Origin of the sequence: Pseudomonas sp. 2822-17, assembly GCF_002742485.1 — a bacterium.
Taxonomy (GTDB): Bacteria; Pseudomonadota; Gammaproteobacteria; order Pseudomonadales; family Pseudomonadaceae; genus Aquipseudomonas; species Aquipseudomonas cyclaminis.
On record NZ_LJRZ01000392.1, the window covers coordinates 234,877 to 254,491 of the forward strand.

18 protein-coding genes and 1 other RNA gene are annotated in these 19,615 nt (G+C 57.3%); 5 read left to right on the plus strand and 14 right to left on the minus strand.

Annotated elements, in window-relative coordinates:
- From AOA60_RS13030 to AOA60_RS13055, 6 genes are all read right to left on the minus strand, one after another.
- Positions 1–1,311, minus strand: a complete 1,311-nt coding sequence (locus AOA60_RS13030) for a restriction endonuclease subunit S (protein WP_099584770.1) — start codon at positions 1,309–1,311, stop codon at positions 1–3.
- Positions 1,312–1,314: 3 nt separating this feature from the next.
- Positions 1,315–4,335 (minus strand): type I restriction endonuclease subunit R, encoded by a 3,021-nt coding sequence (locus AOA60_RS13035; protein ID WP_099584771.1) that lies wholly within the window; start codon positions 4,333–4,335, stop codon positions 1,315–1,317.
- A 71-nt stretch (positions 4,336–4,406) separates the two neighbouring features.
- Complete coding sequence (locus AOA60_RS13040) at positions 4,407–4,595, minus strand: hypothetical protein (protein WP_099584772.1); 189 nt, start codon at positions 4,593–4,595, stop codon at positions 4,407–4,409.
- Between the two features lie 177 nt (positions 4,596–4,772).
- Entirely contained in the window at positions 4,773–4,970 is a 198-nt protein-coding gene (locus tag AOA60_RS33905) for a winged helix-turn-helix domain-containing protein (RefSeq protein WP_256592827.1), read from the minus strand.
- 106 nt (positions 4,971–5,076) lie between these two features.
- Positions 5,077–5,343: a hypothetical protein gene (locus AOA60_RS13050; RefSeq protein ID WP_099584773.1), complete on the minus strand. Its 267-nt coding sequence runs from the start codon at positions 5,341–5,343 to the stop codon at positions 5,077–5,079.
- Entirely contained in the window at positions 5,340–6,320 is a 981-nt protein-coding gene (locus tag AOA60_RS13055) for an integrase domain-containing protein (protein WP_099584774.1), read from the minus strand. Before AOA60_RS13055 ends, AOA60_RS13050 begins: the two co-directional genes overlap by 4 nt.
- Before the next feature lie 628 nt (positions 6,321–6,948).
- On the opposite strand from AOA60_RS13055, the gene AOA60_RS33030 reads away from it, so the two are divergent.
- On the plus strand, positions 6,949–7,119 hold the full coding sequence (locus tag AOA60_RS33030; RefSeq protein WP_178075354.1) for a hypothetical protein: 171 nt from the start codon (positions 6,949–6,951) through the stop codon (positions 7,117–7,119).
- A gap of 149 nt (positions 7,120–7,268) precedes the next feature.
- On the opposite strand, the gene AOA60_RS13065 is transcribed toward AOA60_RS33030, so the two are convergent.
- The 5 genes from AOA60_RS13065 to AOA60_RS13085 form a co-directional block, all read right to left on the minus strand.
- Positions 7,269–8,525: an integrase domain-containing protein gene (locus tag AOA60_RS13065; RefSeq protein WP_099584775.1), complete on the minus strand. Its 1,257-nt coding sequence runs from the start codon at positions 8,523–8,525 to the stop codon at positions 7,269–7,271.
- Positions 8,526–8,712: 187 nt separating this feature from the next.
- Positions 8,713–9,109, minus strand: a transfer-messenger RNA (tmRNA) gene (gene ssrA, locus AOA60_RS13070).
- Positions 9,110–9,203: 94 nt separating this feature from the next.
- Positions 9,204–9,485, minus strand: coding sequence for a hypothetical protein (locus tag AOA60_RS13075; protein WP_099584776.1), 282 nt, complete (start codon positions 9,483–9,485; stop codon positions 9,204–9,206).
- A gap of 135 nt (positions 9,486–9,620) precedes the next feature.
- Complete coding sequence (locus AOA60_RS13080) at positions 9,621–12,431, minus strand: FAD-binding and (Fe-S)-binding domain-containing protein (protein ID WP_099584777.1); 2,811 nt, start codon at positions 12,429–12,431, stop codon at positions 9,621–9,623.
- A 70-nt stretch (positions 12,432–12,501) separates the two neighbouring features.
- On the minus strand, positions 12,502–14,196 hold the full coding sequence (locus AOA60_RS13085; RefSeq protein WP_099584778.1) for a lactate permease LctP family transporter: 1,695 nt from the start codon (positions 14,194–14,196) through the stop codon (positions 12,502–12,504).
- A gap of 262 nt (positions 14,197–14,458) precedes the next feature.
- On the opposite strand from AOA60_RS13085, the gene AOA60_RS13090 reads away from it, so the two are divergent.
- On the plus strand, positions 14,459–15,226 hold the full coding sequence (locus tag AOA60_RS13090) for an FCD domain-containing protein (protein WP_099584779.1): 768 nt from the start codon (positions 14,459–14,461) through the stop codon (positions 15,224–15,226).
- A 37-nt stretch (positions 15,227–15,263) separates the two neighbouring features.
- On the opposite strand, the gene smpB is transcribed toward AOA60_RS13090, so the two are convergent.
- Positions 15,264–15,746: an SsrA-binding protein SmpB gene (smpB, locus tag AOA60_RS13095; RefSeq protein ID WP_003176160.1), complete on the minus strand. Its 483-nt coding sequence runs from the start codon at positions 15,744–15,746 to the stop codon at positions 15,264–15,266.
- 168 nt (positions 15,747–15,914) lie between these two features.
- Here smpB and AOA60_RS13100 point away from each other — a divergent pair, with 168 nt between their 5' ends.
- Complete coding sequence (locus AOA60_RS13100) at positions 15,915–16,349, plus strand: type II toxin-antitoxin system RatA family toxin (RefSeq protein WP_099584780.1); 435 nt, start codon at positions 15,915–15,917, stop codon at positions 16,347–16,349.
- Positions 16,342–16,644: an RnfH family protein gene (locus AOA60_RS13105; RefSeq protein WP_099584781.1), complete on the plus strand. Its 303-nt coding sequence runs from the start codon at positions 16,342–16,344 to the stop codon at positions 16,642–16,644. The genes AOA60_RS13100 and AOA60_RS13105 overlap by 8 nt, the downstream gene beginning before the upstream one ends.
- Before the next feature lie 63 nt (positions 16,645–16,707).
- Here AOA60_RS13105 and AOA60_RS13110 read toward each other — a convergent pair whose 3' ends face one another.
- Entirely contained in the window at positions 16,708–17,235 is a 528-nt protein-coding gene (locus AOA60_RS13110; RefSeq protein WP_017528805.1) for an outer membrane protein assembly factor BamE, read from the minus strand.
- Between the two features lie 98 nt (positions 17,236–17,333).
- Here AOA60_RS13110 and fur point away from each other — a divergent pair, with 98 nt between their 5' ends.
- The gene (gene fur, locus AOA60_RS13115) at positions 17,334–17,738 is read left to right on the plus strand and encodes a ferric iron uptake transcriptional regulator (RefSeq protein ID WP_003194220.1); all 405 of its coding nucleotides are present in this window, start codon (positions 17,334–17,336) and stop codon (positions 17,736–17,738) included.
- 83 nt (positions 17,739–17,821) lie between these two features.
- Here the strand turns inward: fur and recN are convergent, their stop codons facing one another.
- Complete coding sequence (gene recN, locus AOA60_RS13120; RefSeq protein ID WP_099584782.1) at positions 17,822–19,495, minus strand: DNA repair protein RecN; 1,674 nt, start codon at positions 19,493–19,495, stop codon at positions 17,822–17,824.
- Positions 19,496–19,615 lie beyond the last annotated feature (120 nt).

Here is a 19,615-nt window from a genome sequence, read left to right on the forward strand (position 1 = left end):
TCAAGCCACCCCTTGAGACGGAAACAACTGCTGCACGAGTCCTGCCTTATGAATTTTAATTGTTTCGATTGTTTTATATTCGGCAAAAATCTGCGCATCTAGAGAGGAAAGGCAAATAGCAATGCAGAGCTGCTCCTCTACTTGGGGGAAAACGAACTCCATTCCCTCTAGAACCTTATTAGAGCTATGTTTGACGGTAGTCCCAGTTGCAGTTCCTACTATAACCTTGCGGTAGGAGTCGCTTAGCAGAAACTGTTTTAGAAACCTCTTGTCAACCCGCGTCGATATTGGTTCGATCTTCACCACTCGTTGATTGAGTAGCAGGTTGCCGTCCGCCTCAGTCACTTCTAAGGGCTGGCCTAAAAGTGCGCAAGTAGGAGTTAGATCTGTCAAAAGCACAAGTAGATCACCTGGGCGACACTGGTATTTTTCTGGCACTTCCTCTTTTGTATATTTCGAGGTTGAACTCTCAAAATTTCCGAAGCCCGTCTTTGTAAAGTTCTTTGGGGTCACCAATTTCTGGCCTGAGTCCGAGAAGAAAATGCTTGAGAACGCGAATCCAGACTGCAGTTGGACAAGCTCTCCTAATGGCTTGGTTTGCCACTCTGGCGCACCTTGGAACTCGGGAAAGCGGTTACGGGGAAGGGTTTCACCTTCGCGGGGGAAGAGCTGCTGCATCAGGCTGCGCTTGTAAGTCTTTAATGCCTCGACCTTTCGCTCCTGGGCTGTAATCAGCTCGTCCAGAGAGGTGAGGCAGTCGGCGATTTTTTGTTGTTCTGCGACCGATGTTGTGCCCGCAGGAACGGGAATGGGCAGTGCCATCAAGTCGCCATCACTGATACTCAACGAACCATGCGCCCTAGCCCCAACCTGAATGAACTTGCGCAGCCAACGCCCGTGCAGGTTGTCTGAGAATTGATAGTTCAGAAACCGCGTATTTGGCGACGCGCCGTTGATCCGAAAGCAAGTGAATATACTGTTCGGAACCGCAGCCAGCTCAGTGCCCGAGTATAGAGTGAGAAAACCTTCAGGAAATTCCTTGGTGGCGCTCTTGTTGTAAGCAAAATCGTTTGGTTTCAAGAGCAAGTAGCTTTTGTATGAGTCGCCAGCGATTACACGGCCAAACTTGTCTTCTTGACTTACAAGCCCCACGCCGGATGTGATACTCATCGGCACGCAAATGTTATTGCCAACTTTTTCTGTGCTAATCGTCGCAACAGCCCCAAGCTTTACTGTCGTCCAGTCTTCCCCGTGTTGAAACTCCAGAAACCGCAACTGAGGTACCATCGCTTTATTGCCCGCCTTCACCATTGATCAATCCTCATATGCCTGGAGGCCTGAGATATCCTGCCCGCCGGCGCGCTTCTTCAGCATCGGTGCCAGCTCGCTCATCAAGACCAATTCCTTCTGCGTACGCGCCTTCCAACCCAGTTCCAGCGGGGCGAGCAATTCGGTTAGCTGTTCGCCGTCGAAGATGCGGCGCTCCAGTACCTCATCCATAAAACTTTGCAGTGCTGCAGTGGGGAGACCGTGCTTGGCCGCTAGCTCGGTCAGTTCACGGGAGGCTTTTACCGTCTTAAATTGCTGGTAGCCCATGCGAATGGCGCGTTCGTCCAGGCCCTCGCCGGCCTTGAGGCTCATCACGTATTCGGTGATGTTATCGCGCTCATCGATAAATTTGGCGTCGTTCGCGATCAGGCTGGTCAGCTGTTCGCGGCTCATGGTGGCTTTGCCAGGCTTCTTGGTGGAGAAGTCGGCGATCAGTCTCATGATGTAGTCGTAATCGATGGTGGTGGAAGCGAAGAGCACGAACTCGAAATCGAGCTGCTCCAGCTCCTCGCGCTTGGCATCGCCAGGCTTGGCTCGCTCGTCGCGCAGGCGTCTGGCCGTCTCCAGGTACTGGCCACGGAAGGCGTTAAGCTCGTCCGCCGGCAGGATGGTCTGGATAGCGACTTCCTGCTCGGGGGTGAGGTCGGTGTATTGATCGAGCTGGGTTTGCAGCTTCTGCACTTTCTTGAAGGCTTCGACAAAGCCAATGCGGGCTTCGTCGCCCTTGAGGGTGGCGATCTCCTCGGGCTTGCCTGAAAGCCCGTACGCCTCCATGAAGCTGTGCAGGCCTAGTGCGGCTTCTTGCAGCTTTTCGATGACGGCGGGGGCTTTGTCCACCAACCAGATCGTGCGCGCTTCATCGGCCTTCGCGCCGGAGAAAAGCGCGATGGCGGAGTCCACCGCGGCTTGCTGCCCACGGAAGTCTAGGATATGGCCAAAGGGCTTGGTGTCATTCAGTACGCGGTTGGTACGGCTGAAGGCCTGAATAAGGCCGTGGTGCTTGAGATTCTTGTCGACGTAAAGCGTGTTGAGGTACTTGCTGTCGAAGCCGGTGAGCAGCATGTCGACGACGATGGTGATGTCGATCTTGTGTTGCGGGGCCCTGGGGTTGACTTTGCGCAGGTCGGCATCCGGCCATTGCTGATCCTTGATGCGCTGCTGCACGTCCTGATAGTAGAGATCGAATTCCTCAATGCGGTGGTTCGTATCGAAGCGGGCGTTATAGCGGGCGATGATCGCTTGCAGCGCCGCCTTCTTGGCGTCCGGTTCTTGCTTGTTGTCCTCCAGTTCGGTCGGCAGGTCTTCCTGCAACTGCCGCACATCGGCACTCACGTCGCCCGGCGGAGAGAACACGGCGGCGATATTGAGTGGCACAAAGCCGGGATTGGCCTGCTGTTTCTCAGTCTGGGCCTCTTCAAATAGCGCGTGATAGGCGATGGCGTCATTGATGGAGGACGTGGCCAGAATCGCGTTGAACTTGCGCCCCCCCGTGGCGGCATCGTGCTTGCCGAGAATGGCGTCGACGACGGCGCGCTTGGCCAGGGTTTCACCGGGCTTGGGTGGGTTCTTCCCGTCGGGCTTGTAGTAGTCGACGTGAAACTTCAAGACATTGCGATCGTCGATGGCATCGCTGATGGTGTATTCGTGTAGCGACTGCTGAAACAGGTCCTGCGTGGTCTTCAGCGTCTTCTCCTCGCCACTGATCTGCTTAATACTGGCATTGGCCTCGAAGATGGGCGTGCCGGTAAAGCCGAAAAGCTGGGCATTGGGGAAGAACGTCTTAATGGCCTGATGGTTCTCGCCGAATTGGGAACGATGGCATTCATCGAAGATAAAGACCATGCGTTTGTCGCGCAGCGCTTCGAGCTGCTCGGCATAGGTGGCAAGCCCACGCTTCTCGCGGCTTTTGTTGCGTTTGCTGCTCTCGTCCAGCGCCAGGCCGAGCTTCTGAATGGTGCAGACGATGACCTTGTCGGCCGTATCGTCCGACAGCATACGGCGGACGAGCTCGCTGGTGTTGGTGTTGCTTTCGACGCAGCCTTCTTGGAAACGGTTGAATTCCTCGCGGGTTTGCCGGTCTAGGTCTTTGCGATCGACCACGAACAGGCACTTTTCGATGTTCGGATTGGCCTTAAGCAGGGTGGAGGCCTTGAAGCTGGTGAGCGTCTTGCCGCTGCCGGTGGTGTGCCAGATATAGCCGTTGCCACTGTTTTCTTCAATGCACTTGACAATATTTTTGACGGCATAGATTTGGTAGGGCCGCATCATGAGCAATTTCTGCTCGCTGGCGACAAGCACCATGTATCGGCTGATCATCTGGCCGAGCGTGCACTTGGGCAGGAAGGCATCGGCAAAATCATCCAGCCCAGTGATCCTGTTGTTATCCAGCGCAGCAAACTGGTAAATGGGTAGGAAGCGCTCATCGGCGTTGAAACTGAAGTGCCGAGCGTTGTTGTTGGCGAAGTAGTGGGTGGAGTGCTGGTTGCTGACGATAAACACCTGCATGAAGCACAACAGCGTGCGGCTGAAACCGTTACCAGGGTCGTTCTTGTATTCGACTATCTGCTCGATGGCGCGGCGCGGGTTGATGCCCAGCGTCTTTAGTTCGATTTGCACGACCGGCACACCATTGATGAGCAGAATGACGTCAAAACGGTGGTGGCTGTTGTCGGTATTGATTCGTAGCTGATTTACAACCTCGAAACTGTTCTTGCACCAGTCTTCGATGTTAACGAGGGTGTAGTTCAGCGGCGTGCCGTCTTCGCGAATGAAGCTATTGCGCGTGCGCAGCGTTTGCGCGGCGGTGAATACGTCGGGGCTAATAATCTCTTCCAGCAGGCGCGAGAACTCCTCATTGGTGAGATTGACGCGGTTGAGCTGCTGGAACTTTTCGCGAAAGTTGGCTTCGAGCCCGGCGCGGTCGCGGATCTCGGGCCGATACCTGTACTTGAGATCGCCGAGCTTGGCCAACAGGCCCTGCTCGATCTGGTGTTCGGTGATGGTCATGAATCAGTCCTGCCGTCGTAGAGGCTTCGATGTGGCGGATAGGCGACTACCTGTGGCGAATCAGAGCCACATCAAGCATTCGTCTTGGGCTCCCCGCCTGGGTGGTTCAGACTCAAGCCATGATTGCGCGCGTACTCGAGCACCAAAATCTCAACCATCGACGCCACCGAGCGGCGTTCGCGATCAGCCGCCATACGCAAAAGTTGCTTGATCTCAGCAGAGGTACGGATCGAAAGGGTTTCGTCCTTAAGGCGTGACATGGCAGGGCCTCGTCAAAAATGTCACGCAAATGTACTGCCTTTGCATATAATGTGACAACACAAATAAATAGCTCTGATGAAGTTGCAACGGGGTCGGGTTAGTCTGGGCGAATGCGCGAGCGGTGTCGGTCAGCTGCCAGTCGCCACGCTTGGCGCTGCTGGAGTAACCATCACGCTTTAGCCGATCATGCGCCCAGCCTGATGGATTCTTGTAGGTGGCCTGCCACTTGCGATGGTCTCCTGCCGCTGTGACTCGCTCAGGCCAAGAGACATGGCGGCGGCGTCGAGAGCCTCGCTCGCGGTGGAACTGTCAGGATGTGTGGCGAGAAAATGTAGGATGGGCTCTATGAACTGGTCGTAGGACAGGACTGACATGGCTCTTTCTATTCCTGATTAGAGGCTTAGTCCAACGTAGCAGCTCAGTGACTGCGCTTTGTCTTAGTGAGCCAAATTGCTGATCTCAACGCGGTGCCTACCATATTCACACCCATGACTTTTCTAAGCGCCGAGCGAGCAGTCGCAGGGTTAGGAGGTAGTAATACAGCGTTGCATTGCTGCGCTGGGCTAGACGTTTTTCGAGGAGCCAAATCACATGCTTCCGCTGCCAAGTCCAAGGCGTTTCTCGCTGCCAGTGCTCTGCAATCTCGGCCTGGATGATTTTCGCCTGTCGTACATGGCGTTGTCGAGTTGCGTGCGAGCCCGTCAACACCGCAGACAAGAACAGCTCCATGTCGAATGACTTGCTCATGCGCACCCTCCAATGTAAGCAGCGACCACGTCGATCCGCCCGTGCCCTAGCTCATAGCTGATTTGCCTTCGGGCCTCACGATCAATGTTCCTGTCAACCTGGCAACATTGGACGCCATTGATTGGCGCGGGGTATTGGGTTATCTGCTCGTAGCGCTCACATGCGTACGCCGCTCGTAGCTCATGGAAGCCCTTGAGGTTGTGCCCATGGAGGATGTCCCGCGCAGGTCGGACGAAATCCTGCAGAACCTCCAGGTAACGTTCGTTTGGTGCAATCAGGTTGCGGCTACCCGCAGGTGACACCTGCCGTGCAAACCCAAGTGCATCTCGAACACTGTCGTCCACCGCAATCCAACGTGGCACCGAGGCGCCGGCGCGGCCGCCTTTGGTGCCGTCCTGAATATTTATCCTGCCTAGGTCGTTAGCCTCACGGCTTAGCCGTGGCAGGTCAGCCAGGATGGCTTCACGTAAGCGAATGCCGGTGGCCCTTGCCAACAGAATGATCGCCGCAGCTCGTAACTGATGATGGCTGCAAAGCACATCAACAATCTGCTTAATCTGTTCGCGGTCTTGGCCCTGCGGCACTGAATGTCGAACTCCGGTACGCTGCATTCCCAGCGGCTTGCTCGGACTTGGCAACTTCACGTACTGATCACCGCGAAGCGCTGCCATGGTCCTGTTAACGCTGGATAGCCGATTTTGTGCGGTGCTGACGGCGACGTGACCGCGCCCAACATCGTCGCGCAAATACGCCGCGTAGTCAGCCAACACCTTCCGATCAATCCGCCGCGCATCATTGATACCCGGCCCCTTTTCGGAGCGGCACCACTTCACGAATGCCTGCCAGCGATCACAGTGCGCTTTGGCCGTGCCGTAGTGGCCGCCGCCGAACATATCTTTCAGCGCCTGCGGCCCTGCATAGCTCAATTGCCTGCCGTAGCCGAAATTACGACCATCGCGTTTACCCATCAATGGCATGGCGCTCACCTCATCTTTCGATCTTCGATCCTTGCCCCACGTCATCCCGCCAAGAATGCTGAGTGTTATCAGGGATCAAGGCCCCTGCGACCTGTGGGGATGTCCTCTAACGCGGGACTTGCGGCTCCTTACGACCGGGAGCAAGGGCATCTCATGATCTGGCCTCCTGAGCACCGTTACCGGTGGGCGGGTGGAGGCAGCACTGGCTGACGAGACCAGTGCTCGAGATCCTGAGCCGGGTGAAGGCAGTGAAGCGATGACCGGGGCATGCCTGACTGTCAGTCAGGTGCAGTCCATTCCCTGGGCTGCGGCACCATCATCTGCATCGCTGTTGCTGGTGACTTCGGTGTTTGTCACGCCGATTGTCACGAAGGGGAATGCCGCAAAGCCTTGTGCGATCAGAGCTGCAGCAGTGTTAGAAGCGCCCGTCTCTTTCCAGGAGAAAGAGACGGGCGCAGGTTGTCGCAAGATTTTGCCAAGCGGATAGGTTGCTGCAGGGCAGCGAAGTAGGAAGTGTCGTCTGGCGCACGTGGGCCATGATCTGAAGTAGGCATCCATCACCGGGGAGGTGACCGGGCGAGCTGCCGGACGCGAATCGCCTTTTGGGGGGAACCACCGCGAGAGCGGCGTGACCTTCAAGGTTCGGGCCACCTGGGTTGCTGTCATCGACAGCGCTTGCACGGCCAGTTCTACGCCTGTGGATAAACCCGGTCAAGGTTTGAAATTCAGCGCCACTTTGGACCTGAAGAACGGTTATCTACCGGTGGAATTCCGTGGTAAATCCTGGACAACGTCGTAGCTTTTAGCTCTTCAAAGTGAGGTCCATCCAAACAGGGCGGCTTTGCAGCCCTGTTTGGATGGACCCGCGCTGAGAAGCGGATAAGCGAGGCTGCTCGCCCTGAATCTTGAACGCTCAGTTGTTGCTGCCGTTATTGCGCCTGCATAGCGCTAGCGTATCGGCACCACGTTCTTGTCTCTGACTTGACCGTATGCAGAGGCGAGCAGGCTACCGGTGGCGGCCTTCTGGATGTACTCACTCCACCAAGCCATCATCGGGCGTCGGCGCTCGATGTAGTCGGCTCGGTTGTAGGCGCTGCGCACCTCATCCTTGTCGACATGCGCCAGTGCGACCTCAATAAGCTCCGGGTCCCAGCCATGCTCATTCAAGATGGTGCTGGCCATCGAGCGCATGCCGTGGCTGACCAGTCGATCTTGGAAGCCCATACGTTTCAACGCCATGTTGGCGGTCTGGCTATTGGCATGTGTGCGCGGATTTCTGTCTGCCGGAAAGACGTATTCGCGATGTCCGCTGTGAGACTTGAGTGACTCCAACAAGGCGACAGCGTGATCACTCAACGGGATGCTATGTGGGCGGCGCTTCTTCATCCGCTCCGCGGGGATAGTCCAAACACGCCTTTCAAAGTCGATGCCTGCCCAGCGAGTGGTCGCCGCCTCGGCGGGGCGAGTCATCGTGTGCAACTGCCATTCGATCAGGCAGCGGGTGGTGCGTTTGATGCTGGCGTTCGCGATCTCCAGCATGAGCTCGGGGAGCTCTTCGGGAGGCAGCGCAGCCATGTTCTCTTTCTTGGGCTTCTTGAATACTGCCCTGATGCCGGTGAGCGGGTTGGCGAAGATTAGGCCGGAATTTACGCCGTAGGTCATGATCTCGTTTAGCCGCTGGCTAAGACGTTTGACCGTTTCCAAGCTGCCTTTCGCTTCGATTGGACGAAGTAATCCGATCACCATCGGCGCAGTGATTTTTGCGAGTGGTGTCGTCCTCAAGTCGGGGAACACGTGCAGCGTGAGCGACCGCCAGATGTCCTCGGCGTAGGCCGGGGTGACCGAGTCTTTCTTGAGCTCGAACCAAGCGGTGGCCACGTTCTCGAAGGTGTGTTCCGTTTCTGCGCGCTTGGCTTCATTCAGCGTATTGCGCTGCACCTTCGGATCGATGCCCTGGGCGAGCAGCTCGCGCGCATCGACTGCCATCTTTCGTGCATTCGCCAGTGACAGTTCGGGATAGGTCCCGAAGCCAATGTTGATACGCTTCTTGGTCACCGGTTCGCGGTAATTGAAATTCCACAGTAACGAGCCGTTGCTGCGTACTCGGAGCTGCAAACCGTCACCGTCAGTAAGGACGTAATCCTTGGACGCGGGTTTGACTCCCTTGAGCTGTCGATCGGAGAGGCGGAGGGTTTGAGCAGGCATGAGATTGTCCTCAGGCACTGATTCGGTATTCCAAAGATTAGCACCGGATGAGCTGGAATACCGTCTGGAATACCCGAATGGCTGGAACTCCAAAACTCTCAAAAGACCGCAAAAGCGCTGGAAGCCGCGTATTTGCTGGATCGCAGGCACAAAAAAAGACGTCCGTGGACGTCTTTAGATGATGAAATGGTGGAGCCGGGGGGATTTGAACCCCCGTCCGCCAGTACTCCGCTGTCGGTACTACATGCGTAGCCGTTTCTATTAAGTTAACCCTCAGCGACCCGAAGGGCAGGGTGCTTTGGGCGAGTTGTGTAAGTTTTAGCCGCTTCGTCCACAACGTACTGCACGGCGATTCTGTTCTATATGACAATCACTTTGGGTTTACAGACATCCCCTGGTGATTGCTGGACCCGAAGGTACCAGAAGCTCAGGTCTAAGGCTGCTTACGCAGCGATAGCGAATTCCTGGCCGTAGTTTTCGTCATTGGCAACTATAAGTAGTTGCAACAGTGGATTTACGAGTTCTGTTACCAACTCGGCATGCACCTAAAGTTTCGCGACCGGCGTCGAATCCTAAACGGCCCCGTGCTTGTAACTCGTTGTTTCTTAGTGAGTGACAAGCCTGTGCAGTGTACGCCAAACGGTCACCGAAGGCCAACCCGAAGGTTGGCCCTATTGCTTACTTGCCGCCTTTGTTGCTGTTTTGCAGGTCTTGCAGGGCTTTGTTGGTGACTTCGATGCACTGCTTATCATCGCCAGACGCGTGAAATGCCATGGCTTGGGAGACGATCGTGTCGATTTCGCCACTTTTGCCGGTGGTGTCGGTGGCGAGCGTCGCTTTGGCGTTGTTGAGTTTATCCAGGTTGATCTGGCACAAGTCTTTGTCACTGCCGGCCGCGAAGACCGGGGACGCCAGCATCGCAGCGGTAATGAACAAGCCAGCAAGAGCGGAACGCTTCATAGGGTATCTCCTTGCGCAAAGGGCTCGACGCTGCTGGCGTTGAAGGGCTGCCAGCGACATCACTGATTGGCCTCGTTCGTTGAGGCCTATTCAAGTGACTGCATTGGCGCACAGGGGTTCTGTTTTTTTTCAGGATTAGTGGGCGCGGGCCTGGGTGACGCGGTCTACGAGGTACACCAGCCCGTGATAATCAATGCCCCCATGCTGACTCAAGCCGATTTCGCAGGTTCGGCTGGTGGAGATGCCTTCACTGCAATATTGCACGGCTTCCTTGAGGGATCGCAGTGAGTGGGCATTGAGTTCTGGCGTGGTAAAGCCCTTGTCGCCGGCAAACCCGCAGCAGTGGATGCCTTCCGGGATCACCACCGTTTTGGCGCAGCGGCGGGCAAGGTCGATCAGCGCCTGGCTTTCTCCCAGGTGTTGGGTGCTGCAGGTCACGTGTACGGCGATCGGTGCTTCCTGGGGCAGGAAATCCAGGCGGTCCATCAGGTGCGTGCGGATAAAACGGACGGGGTCGTAGAGGTCCAGCCGGGTTTCGCCCAGGTCCTGCACCAGGCGCAGGGTGCATGGGCTGGTGTCGCAATAGATCGGGTCAAGGCCGCCACGGCTGGCGTGGAGCAGGGCGCCGATCAACTCCTGGCGCTTGTGCTCTGCCTGTTCGGCGTAGCCTTTGGAGGCGAAGGGCTGGCCACAGCACAGGCTGTCCTGATTGTCGGGAAAGACGACCTGGTAACCAGCTTTTTCCAGCAGGCCACGGGTTTTGTCGTACAGCGACATTTGCTCTTTATCACCGGCCGCCGGGCCCATTGCACGTGAGACGCAGGCGGCCAGGTAGACCACCCGAGGCCGCTCATCCATCACAGTTGGGTTGAACCGAATGGCTTTTTCCGGCTGTGGCATGGCGTTGCTCCACTGCGGAATTTGCCCCTTGGACAGTTTGGTCACGCAGGCAGACAGCTTCGCCAGGCGAGGTGCGCCGAGCAGCATGCGTGCACCATTGGCCACATGTAGGGTAAAGCGCGCACCTTGCAATGCTGTGGCGAAATGGGTGGCGAGCCATTCGGCGGTTTTCGTACGGTCGGCGTCACGGCTGCGCAGCTTTTTCACCAGCTCGCCGGTATTGATTCCCACGGGGCAGCGCTGGGCACATAACCCAGTGGCGGCGCAGGTGTCGATGCCTTGATAGTGGTAGGCGGCTTCCAGTTCGGTGGTGTCGACGCCGGTGCGTTTTTTCGCCTGTATGTCGCGCCAGATCACGATGCGCTGGCGCGGGCTCAACGTCAGGCCTTTAGAAGGGCACACCGGCTCGCAAAAGCCACACTCGATGCATTTATCCACAAGCTCGTCGGCCGCAGGCAGTGGCTTGAGGTGCTTGAGGTGGATCTGCGGGTCGTTGCTGAGCACCACGTCCGGGTTGAGAATGCCGTTGGGGTCGAGCAGGCGCTTGAGCTGCCACATCAGTTGGTAGGCATCGCTGCCCCATTCCAACTCGACGAATGGCGCCATATTGCGGCCGGTACCGTGTTCGGCTTTTAGTGAGCCGCCGAACTCCACGGCCACCAGTTGCGCGACGTCATCCATGAACGCTTGATAGCGTGTGACTTCTTCCGCGCTGTTGAAGCCTTGGGTGAATACAAAGTGCAGATTGCCTTCCAGGGCGTGTCCGAAAAGGATGGCTTCGTCGTAGTGGTGTTTGTCGAACAGTTCGATCAGGCGGTTCACGCCAGTGGCCAGTTGTTCGACAGGAAACGTCACGTCTTCGATGATCACCGTAGTGCCGGTTTTGCGCACAGCGCCGACGGCGGGAAAGGTGTCCTTGCGGATTGCCCACAGGCGGGCGTTTTCTACAGGGTCTTCAGTGAAGTCGACTTGTTTCTCTACGGGGAAAGCGGCCAGGGAGGCCATGATCAGCGCCAGTTGCTCGTGCAGTAAAGAGGGCGATGCCGCGCGGGACTCGATGAGCAGCGCACAGGCATTTTCCGACAGGTGCTGTACGAAGGCGGGCATGCCCGGTTTGCTCTGCACCGAGCGCATGCTGCGTCGATCCAGCAACTCTACGGCTGAGACCGGCTGGGTTTTCAGCACGGTTACCGCGTTGCAGCACGTCTCGACATCGGGGAACACAATCAAGGCCGACGCTTTGTTCGGATGATCGATCACGGTGTCGTAGGTCACTGCGCTGATAAAGCCCAGCGTGCCCTCGGAACCGACCAGCAGATGGCTGAGGATATCCAGGGGTTCATCGAAGTCCACCAAGGCATTGAGTGACAGCCCAGTGGTGTTTTTCAGACGGTATTTGTGGCGAATTTTTGCGGCGAGTTCGACATTTGCGCGTGTCTCGCGACCTAGTGTCGCCAAGCGTTCAAGCAGCGCACTGTGATGCTCACGAAAAGCCCTGACGCTGGCCGCATCTTCGGTGTCCAGGCAACTGCCGTCGGCCAGCACGAGACGAATCCCGGCCAAGGTGTGATAGGTATTTTGTGCGGTGCCGCAGCACATGCCGCTGGCATTGTTGGCGACGATTCCGCCGATCTTGCAGGCATTGATCGACGCCGGGTCGGGGCCGATCTTGCGCCCGAACGGCGCCAGCCAGGCGTTGGCCTGGGCGCCGATCACGCCGGGTTGCAGGCGAATCTGAGTGCCTTGCCCGCGAATCTCGCGGCCGTTCCAATTGTCCCCCAGCACGATCAGTACCGAATCGCTTATCGCCTGCCCGGACAAGCTGGTGCCGGCCGCGCGGAAGGTCACCGGCACGCGCTCGCGCTGGGCCAGTTGCAGGAGTGCTACCACCTCGTCTTCCGACTCCACACGGATCACCAGTTGTGGGATCAATCGGTAAAAACTGGCGTCGGTGCCGAATGCGAGGGTGGAAAGCGGGTCGTCGAAACGCCGATCTTTTGGGATCAGTTGTGCGACGTCAGCAAGGAAAGCAGCAGGCAGGCTCATTGATCCTCCAGAAATGGCTGACGCCGGAATCGTCATCCGGCGTCGGTTCTTACCCTATTACGTGTAGGTCTTAGTGCACCAGCATGCCGGTAAACCAGTAGGCCTGAGCCAGTGTGATCAGCCCGACGATCGTGGCGAAGAACAGGCTGTGCTTAAGGGTAAAGCGGAACAGGTCGGACTCCTTGCCCACCAGGCCGGTAGCGGCGCAGGCCACTGCGATCGATTGCGGCGAGATCATCTTGCCGGTGACGCCACCGCTGGTGTTGGCGGCTACCAGCAGCGTGTCATTGACGCCTATCTGGTGCGCCGTAGTGGCTTGCAATGAGCTGAACAGGGCATTGGACGATGTGTCGGAACCTGTCAGGAAAACCCCCAGCCAGCCGAGGAACGGCGAGAAGAACGGGAAGGCTGCACCGGTGCCGGCCAATACCAGCGCCATGGTCGACGACATGCCGGAGTAGTTGGTGACAAAGGCGAATGCCAGCACCATGCCGATAGACAGGATCGGCCAGCGCAGTTCGTAGAACGTTTCTTTTAAAGTGGTAAGGCCAATCTTGATGTTTATTTTCAGCACTAGCATCGAGATCAGTGCGGAAAAGAAAATCGCGGTGCCGGTCGCTGAAATCGGGTCCAGCTTGAATACCGCTGGAATGGCAGTCGGGTTGGTCACGATGGGGGCGACCTTGACCACCAGTTGATCCAGGTGCGGGATCGCGAAGTTGAATACCCAGCTGTACATCGAGCCGCCGGCGGCGAACATCGCCTTGAACGGCTTGAGCGTCCAGATAGTGACCAGTACCGTGAGGATCAGGAACGGCGACCAGGCCTTGAATATCTGACCCAGGCTGTAAGGCGAGGCGACGGTGCTGCGTGGCAACCCGAAGCCGCCGGCACTGGCGGTAATGGCTACGCCGGAGGTGGCGCCCGCTATCTGCGCGCCGGCGGTGCGCTTGGGTTGCCAGACTTTCAGGAACAGGGTCAGGGAAATCAGGCTGGCCAGGGCCGAGGTGATGTCCGGCAGTTCCGGGCCGATGAAGTTGGACGTGAAGTATTGGGTGATGGCGAAGCTCAAGCCCGCGACCAGCGCAGCCGGCCAGGTTTCACGAACGCCGCGCAGGCCATCCATCATGAACACCAGCCAGAACGGCACGAACAGCGACAGCAGCGGCAACTGGCGGCCGGTCATGGCGCCGATCTTGAAGGCATCGATTCCAGTCACCTGCCCGGCAACGATGATCGGAATGCCCAGGGCGCCAAAGGCGACCGGCGCGGTGTTGGCAATCAGGCACAAGCCGGCGGCGTACAGCGGATTGAAGCCCAGGCCTACCAGCAACGCAGCGGTAATTGCTACGGGAGCGCCGAAACCGGCAGCGCCTTCCAGGAACGCGCCAAAGCAGAAGCCGATCAGCAATACCTGAAGACGTTGGTCGTCAGTGATCGACAGCACCGAGCTGCGGATGATCTCGAACTGGCCGCTCTTGACTGTGAGTTTGTACAGAAACACCGCTGCAACGATGATCCAGGCAATAGGCCAAAGACCGTAGGCAAAGCCGTAGCCGGCTGCGGCCAGCGCCATGTCCACTGGCATCTGGAAGGCAAAGATCGCCACCAATATCGACAGTGCAAGGGTAATGCTGCCGGCCACGTGGCCTTTGAGGCGAAACACGGCCAGGGCCAGGAAGAAAAATACGATGGGAATAACGGCGGCCAATGCGGACAGGCCGAGGCTGCCGAGCGGGCTGTAAAGCTGTTGCCAGGTTTGCATATGGGGTGGCCCCTAATTGTTGTTGGTCAGGCACATCTAAGTTGACTTGGATAATTGGTATTACCAATTTACAATCGCTGGAGGCTAGGTTAAAAGCCTTCAGGGGGATGTGTCAATTTGCCGCTCACGAAACTTTGGTCGTAGGTTGGAGGGCGAGACCATCTGATCGGATGAATCGAGGCTGTTCTGATAGGTGCTGGAAGGGCGGTGATAGGCCAGAATAGAGGGCCCGGCGAGTGGTCGGGATGGTGGAGAGTGAGTTATGGGGTTTGATCAGGTGCGTCAGCGCCGTTTGTCTGACGATATTGTCGAGCAGCTTGAGGGGATGATCCTTGAGGGCACGCTGAAGTCGGGTGAGCGTTTGCCGGCTGAGCGCGCTTTGGCTGAGCAGTTTGGCGTGTCGCGCCCGTCGCTGCGTGAGGCCATTCAGAAACTGGCCGCTAAAGGGTTGTTGGTGAGTCGCCAGGGTGGAGGCAATTATGTTGCCGAGTCACTGGGTTCGACGTTCAGTGATCCGCTGTTGCACCTGTTGGAAAACAATCCCGAGGCGCAGCGTGATCTGCTGGAATTTCGCCAGACCCTCGAAGCGTCCTGTGCTTATTACGCCGCGTTGCGTGCAACCGAGGTCGACCGTGAGCGGCTGACCGCTGCATTCGAAGCGTTGCAGGATTGCTATACCCGCGTTGATGAAGTGAGTCGAGTGGAGGAGGGGGCTGCGGATGCGAGGTTCCACCTGGCCATTGCCGAGGCCAGTCATAACGCAGTGTTGCTGCACACCATTCGCGGCTTGTTCGACCTGCTCAAGCGTAACGTGGTGACCAACATTGGTGGTATGTATCAGCAGCGTACAGAGACCCGAGACATGCTGATCAGTCAGCATCGGGAGTTGTACCAGGCAATTATTGAGGGGCGGGCCGAACAGGCGCGAGACGTCTCGACGCGACATCTGGAGTACGTGCAGGAGGTACTGGCGGAGGTGCGTCAGGAGGTTCAGCGCGTGGCGCGTGCGGAGCGGCGAAAAGGGATGTAGCCGACGGACTTGTTCCGAGGCTACATCACTGCAAGGACTACTCTTCCTTGCCTTTGTTGCGCACGGCGCGATGCAGTTCGCGATTGGAGTCGCGTTCGCGCTCGGTATCACGCTTGTCGTATTCCTTCTTGCCCTTGCCCAGTGCGATCTCGCACTTGACCAGGTGCTTGCTCCAGTACCAGGACAGGCAGATGCAGGCGTAGCCTTTCTGCTGTACGGCGGCGGCGAGCTTTTCCAGTTCGCGCGCATTGAGCAATAGTTTGCGTGTGCGCACCGGGTCGGCAATTACGTGGGTGCTCGCGGTAGTCAGCGGGGTGATATGACTGCCCAGCAGCCATGCCTCGCCATCCTTGAGCAATACGTAGCTGTCGACCAGTTGCAACTTGCTGGCGCGCAGACTCTTTACTTCCCAGCCGGCCAGGACCAGACCAGCCTCGAACCGATGTTCGATGAAGTAATCGTGTCGCGCCTTTTTATTTTGCGCGATGGTCCCTGTGGGGTGTTTCTTTTGTTTAGCCATAGGGGCGGCATTATAGGGAGTTGCGAGCGTGTCGGCTACGGTCAACCTGCGTGCTTGAGCGTGTTGGTCGAATCCCGGACAATGCGGGCAGTTCTTTGGTTTTTTTCTCTCGCGGATCGGGCTGTTCTTTCGCGATGTTTGCCGCTCAGCTGTGGAAATAACGCACACATGACGACGCATATTCAACGTTCGGCCCTGCTGCCCTATCCGGCTCAGGCGCTCTATGACCTGGTCAACGACGTGGCGCGTTACCCGGAATTCTTGCCTTGGTGTTCTAAGGCTGAGGTGCTGGAAAGCACTGATGAATACATGGTCGCCAGCGTCGGGGTGGCGAAAGGTGGGCTGGGCCAGCACTTTGTCACGCGTAATGTGCTGGTGCCGGGCAAGTCCATTGAAATGAATCTGCAGGAGGGGCCTTTTACCCAGTTGCACGGTGTCTGGGTATTCAAGGCGCTGACCGACAAGGCCTGCAAGATCAGCCTCGACTTGTCGTTTGATTACGCTGGCCCGCTTGTGCGGGCTACATTGGGGCCCTTGTTCAACCAGGCGGCCAACACACTGGTAGATGCGTTCTGTCAGCGGGCCAAGCAACTGCATGGTTGAGATTGAGGTGGTGTATGCCGCTGCAGATCGCCAGGTTTTGCTGGCGTTGACGGTGGCGTCCGGCACAAGTCTGCGAGCGGCGGTGCAGGCGTCCGCAATTACAATGCTGTTTCCTGATCTGGATCTGGCTGATTGCCCTTTGGGGGTATTCGGTAAAGTTGTCGCGGATGCTGAGGTGCGCGTTGTGCAGCCAGGTGATCGTATTGAGATCTATCGCCCCTTGCTGGTTGATCCTAAAGAGGTGCGTAGATTGCGGGCGGCCAAGGCGGCGATGACCAGGCAGCAGAATTCATAAGCTTGTTAAACATCAGGCAACAAAAAGCCCGGCATGCCGGGCTTTTTTGCAGGCGCCGCACTGTTACTGCGGGCTGGTGTCCAGCGGCTGAGGCGTCGGGACCGGAACGGTTTCCACGCCATCGACGTCTTTCTGGATCTTGTCGAGCAGCGAGCCTGGCTTGGCCGGTACTTCGGATTTCGGCTTCTCGCTCTCCTGCGCAGGCGCAGTCACGTTGGTGCCGTTGTCTTTGCCGAGCAGGGCTTCATCGCGGCTTACGCCGGGCATGAAGTCACCGGACAGGCTGACAAGCTGGTCATTGCCATTAAAAATGACGCTGACGCGTTCCTGTTGGCGTTCACCGCCGCCAGGCTGCAGGCTGTAGAGATAATCCCAGCGATCGGCATGGAAAGTGTCAGTCAGCAGGGGGTTGCCCATAATAAACCGTACTTGCCGTCGGGTCATTCCCGGACGTAACTGGTCTATCATGTCCTGCGTGACGACATTGCCCTGCTGGATGTCGATTTTGTAAACCCCGGGGAATGAACAACCGGCGAGTGCGAGCAGTCCCACAAAGGTGAAACTGGTTAGCAAGAGCTTGGTGTTTTGCATCGGTGGGCGACTTCCACTATCTTGGCTGGGACAACGTAAACGCCGATCATACCCGTATTAAGAGAAGCTGCGAAGCAGCATCCGCGAGAAAGCTAACCATGGTTGAAAATAGCGAACTACGCAAAGCCGGTCTTAAAGTGACTCTGCCACGAGTCAAGATTCTACAAATGCTCGATTCTGCTGAGCAGCGTCACATGAGTGCCGAGGATGTATACAAGGCGCTGATGGAGTCTAACGAGGACGTCGGCCTGGCCACGGTTTACCGTGTACTGACCCAGTTTGAAGCCGCAGGGCTGGTGGTTCGTCATAATTTCGACGGCGGTCATGCAGTGTTCGAATTGGCTGACGGTGGTCATCACGATCACATGGTCGACCTGGATACCAATGAGGTTATCGAGTTCACCAGCCCGGAAATCGAAGCGCTTCAACATAAGATTGCTGAGGAGCATGGCTTCGACTTGGTCGACCACAACCTTGTGTTGTACATCCGTAAGAAAAAGTAAAAACGACGCAGAATGGCTCTGCGAAACGATCGAAGGCGACCCTAGGGTCGCCTTCGTGCTTTCTATATCAAGAAAAGTTCGGCTCAAGCCTTGGTGGCGACAACCATTTTCTTCGCGTGCGCCAAAGACTCCTTGGTGAGATCGATCCCGCCGAGCATTCGGGCTACTTCTTCCACGCGCTCCGACTTGTTCAGCTTGGATACCGCAGTGTGTGTTGCATCATTGCCACGCACCTTGTGCACAAATAAGTGTTGATGGCCCTGTGCGGCCACTTGTGGCAAGTGGGTGACCGTCAGTACCTGGCCTCGATCTCCCAGGCGACGCAACAACTGACCAACAATTTCCGCAGTCGGACCTCCAATGCCTACGTCCACTTCATCGAACACCAGCGTAGGCACCCGTGACGTCTGCGCAGTAATCACCTGGATCGCCAGGCTGATGCGCGAAAGCTCACCACCGGACGCGACTTTTGCCAGAGCCTTGAGCGGTTGCCCAGGGTTGGCGCTGACCAGTAGTTCAACCTGCTCCAGGCCGTGAGGTTGCAATTCATTATTGGCGTTGGCGCGCAGCTCGATGGTGAAGCGTCCTCCCGGCATGCCCAGGCGCTGAATTTCCTGTTCAACGGCGTGGGCCAGGCTGCTGGCGGCTTGCTGGCGTAGATCGCTCAGTTCGCGGGCCTTCTCCTGATAGTGACGGGCAAAAGAGCCGAGTTCTTCGCCTAGTCGCTCAATGGATTCGTCATTCGCGTTCAGGGTTTCGATTTCATCCAGCAGCTTTTGCTGCATGGTTGCCACTTCGGTGGGCTGGATTCGATGTTTGCGCGCCAGGGTATAGATGGTATCGAGGCGTTCTTCTATTTCCTGCAGGCGCGCCGGGTCGGCATCGAAGTGATCCAGGAAGCGGTTGAGTTCACCGACGGCTTCTTCGATCTGGATTTGTGCACTGGTCAATAGGGTGGTGGCCTCACTCAGCGAGCCTGAAGCATTGTTAACGCTGGACAGTCGGTTGAGGCTGGCCGTGAGCGCGTTGAGCACGTTTCCGGAATCGCTCTCGCTGCATTGCTCTACCACTTGGCGGCAGATACCCAGCAGGGTTTCGGCGTTGGTGAGGTTTTTGTGCTCCTGCTCCAGTTGTTCCAGCTCGGTCTCGCCAAGGCCCAGGCTTTCGAGTTCTTCAAGCTGATAACTGAGCAGTTGGTGGCGAGCACGTTGCTCGTCGCCGGAGTTGGATAGGCGTTCCAGCTCCTGGCGGGTCTGCCGCCAGCGCTGGGCAGCCAGTTGCACCTGCCGGGCAAGGTCTGTGGCGCCGGCGTATTCGTCGAGCAGGCGGCGGTGGGTGTCGGTTTTCAGCAGGGACTGGTGTTCATGCTGGCTATGGATGTCGATCAGCAATTCACCGAGGGCTTTCAGGTCGCCAAGGGGGCACGGTGTTCCGTTGATATAGCCGCGTGAGCGGCCTTCGGCGGTGATGACTCGGCGCAGAATGCAGGGGCCGTCATTGTTGAGGTCGCGCTCGGCCAGCCAGGCTTCGGCTTCTGGGATGTCCGCCAGGTCGAAGGTGGCCAGGATGTCGGCCTTGTCGGCACCGGGACGCACCACGCCACTGTCGGCGCGGTCGCCCAGGGTCAGGCCCAGGGCGTCGAGCATGATCGACTTGCCGGCGCCGGTTTCGCCTGTGATAACGCTCATCCCGCGATCCAGTTCGAGATCCAGATGTTCAACGATGGCGTAGTTATGTACGGACAGGTGCACGAGCATGACGGCCGCTCCCAGGCTTTAGGTCTGGTTATTTATACAGTGTTTTGTTTGGGGCTGACAATCCTGATGCTTAGCTCGATTTGCTCGGTCGAGGAGGTTTTTTAGTGCAAAGAAGAATGG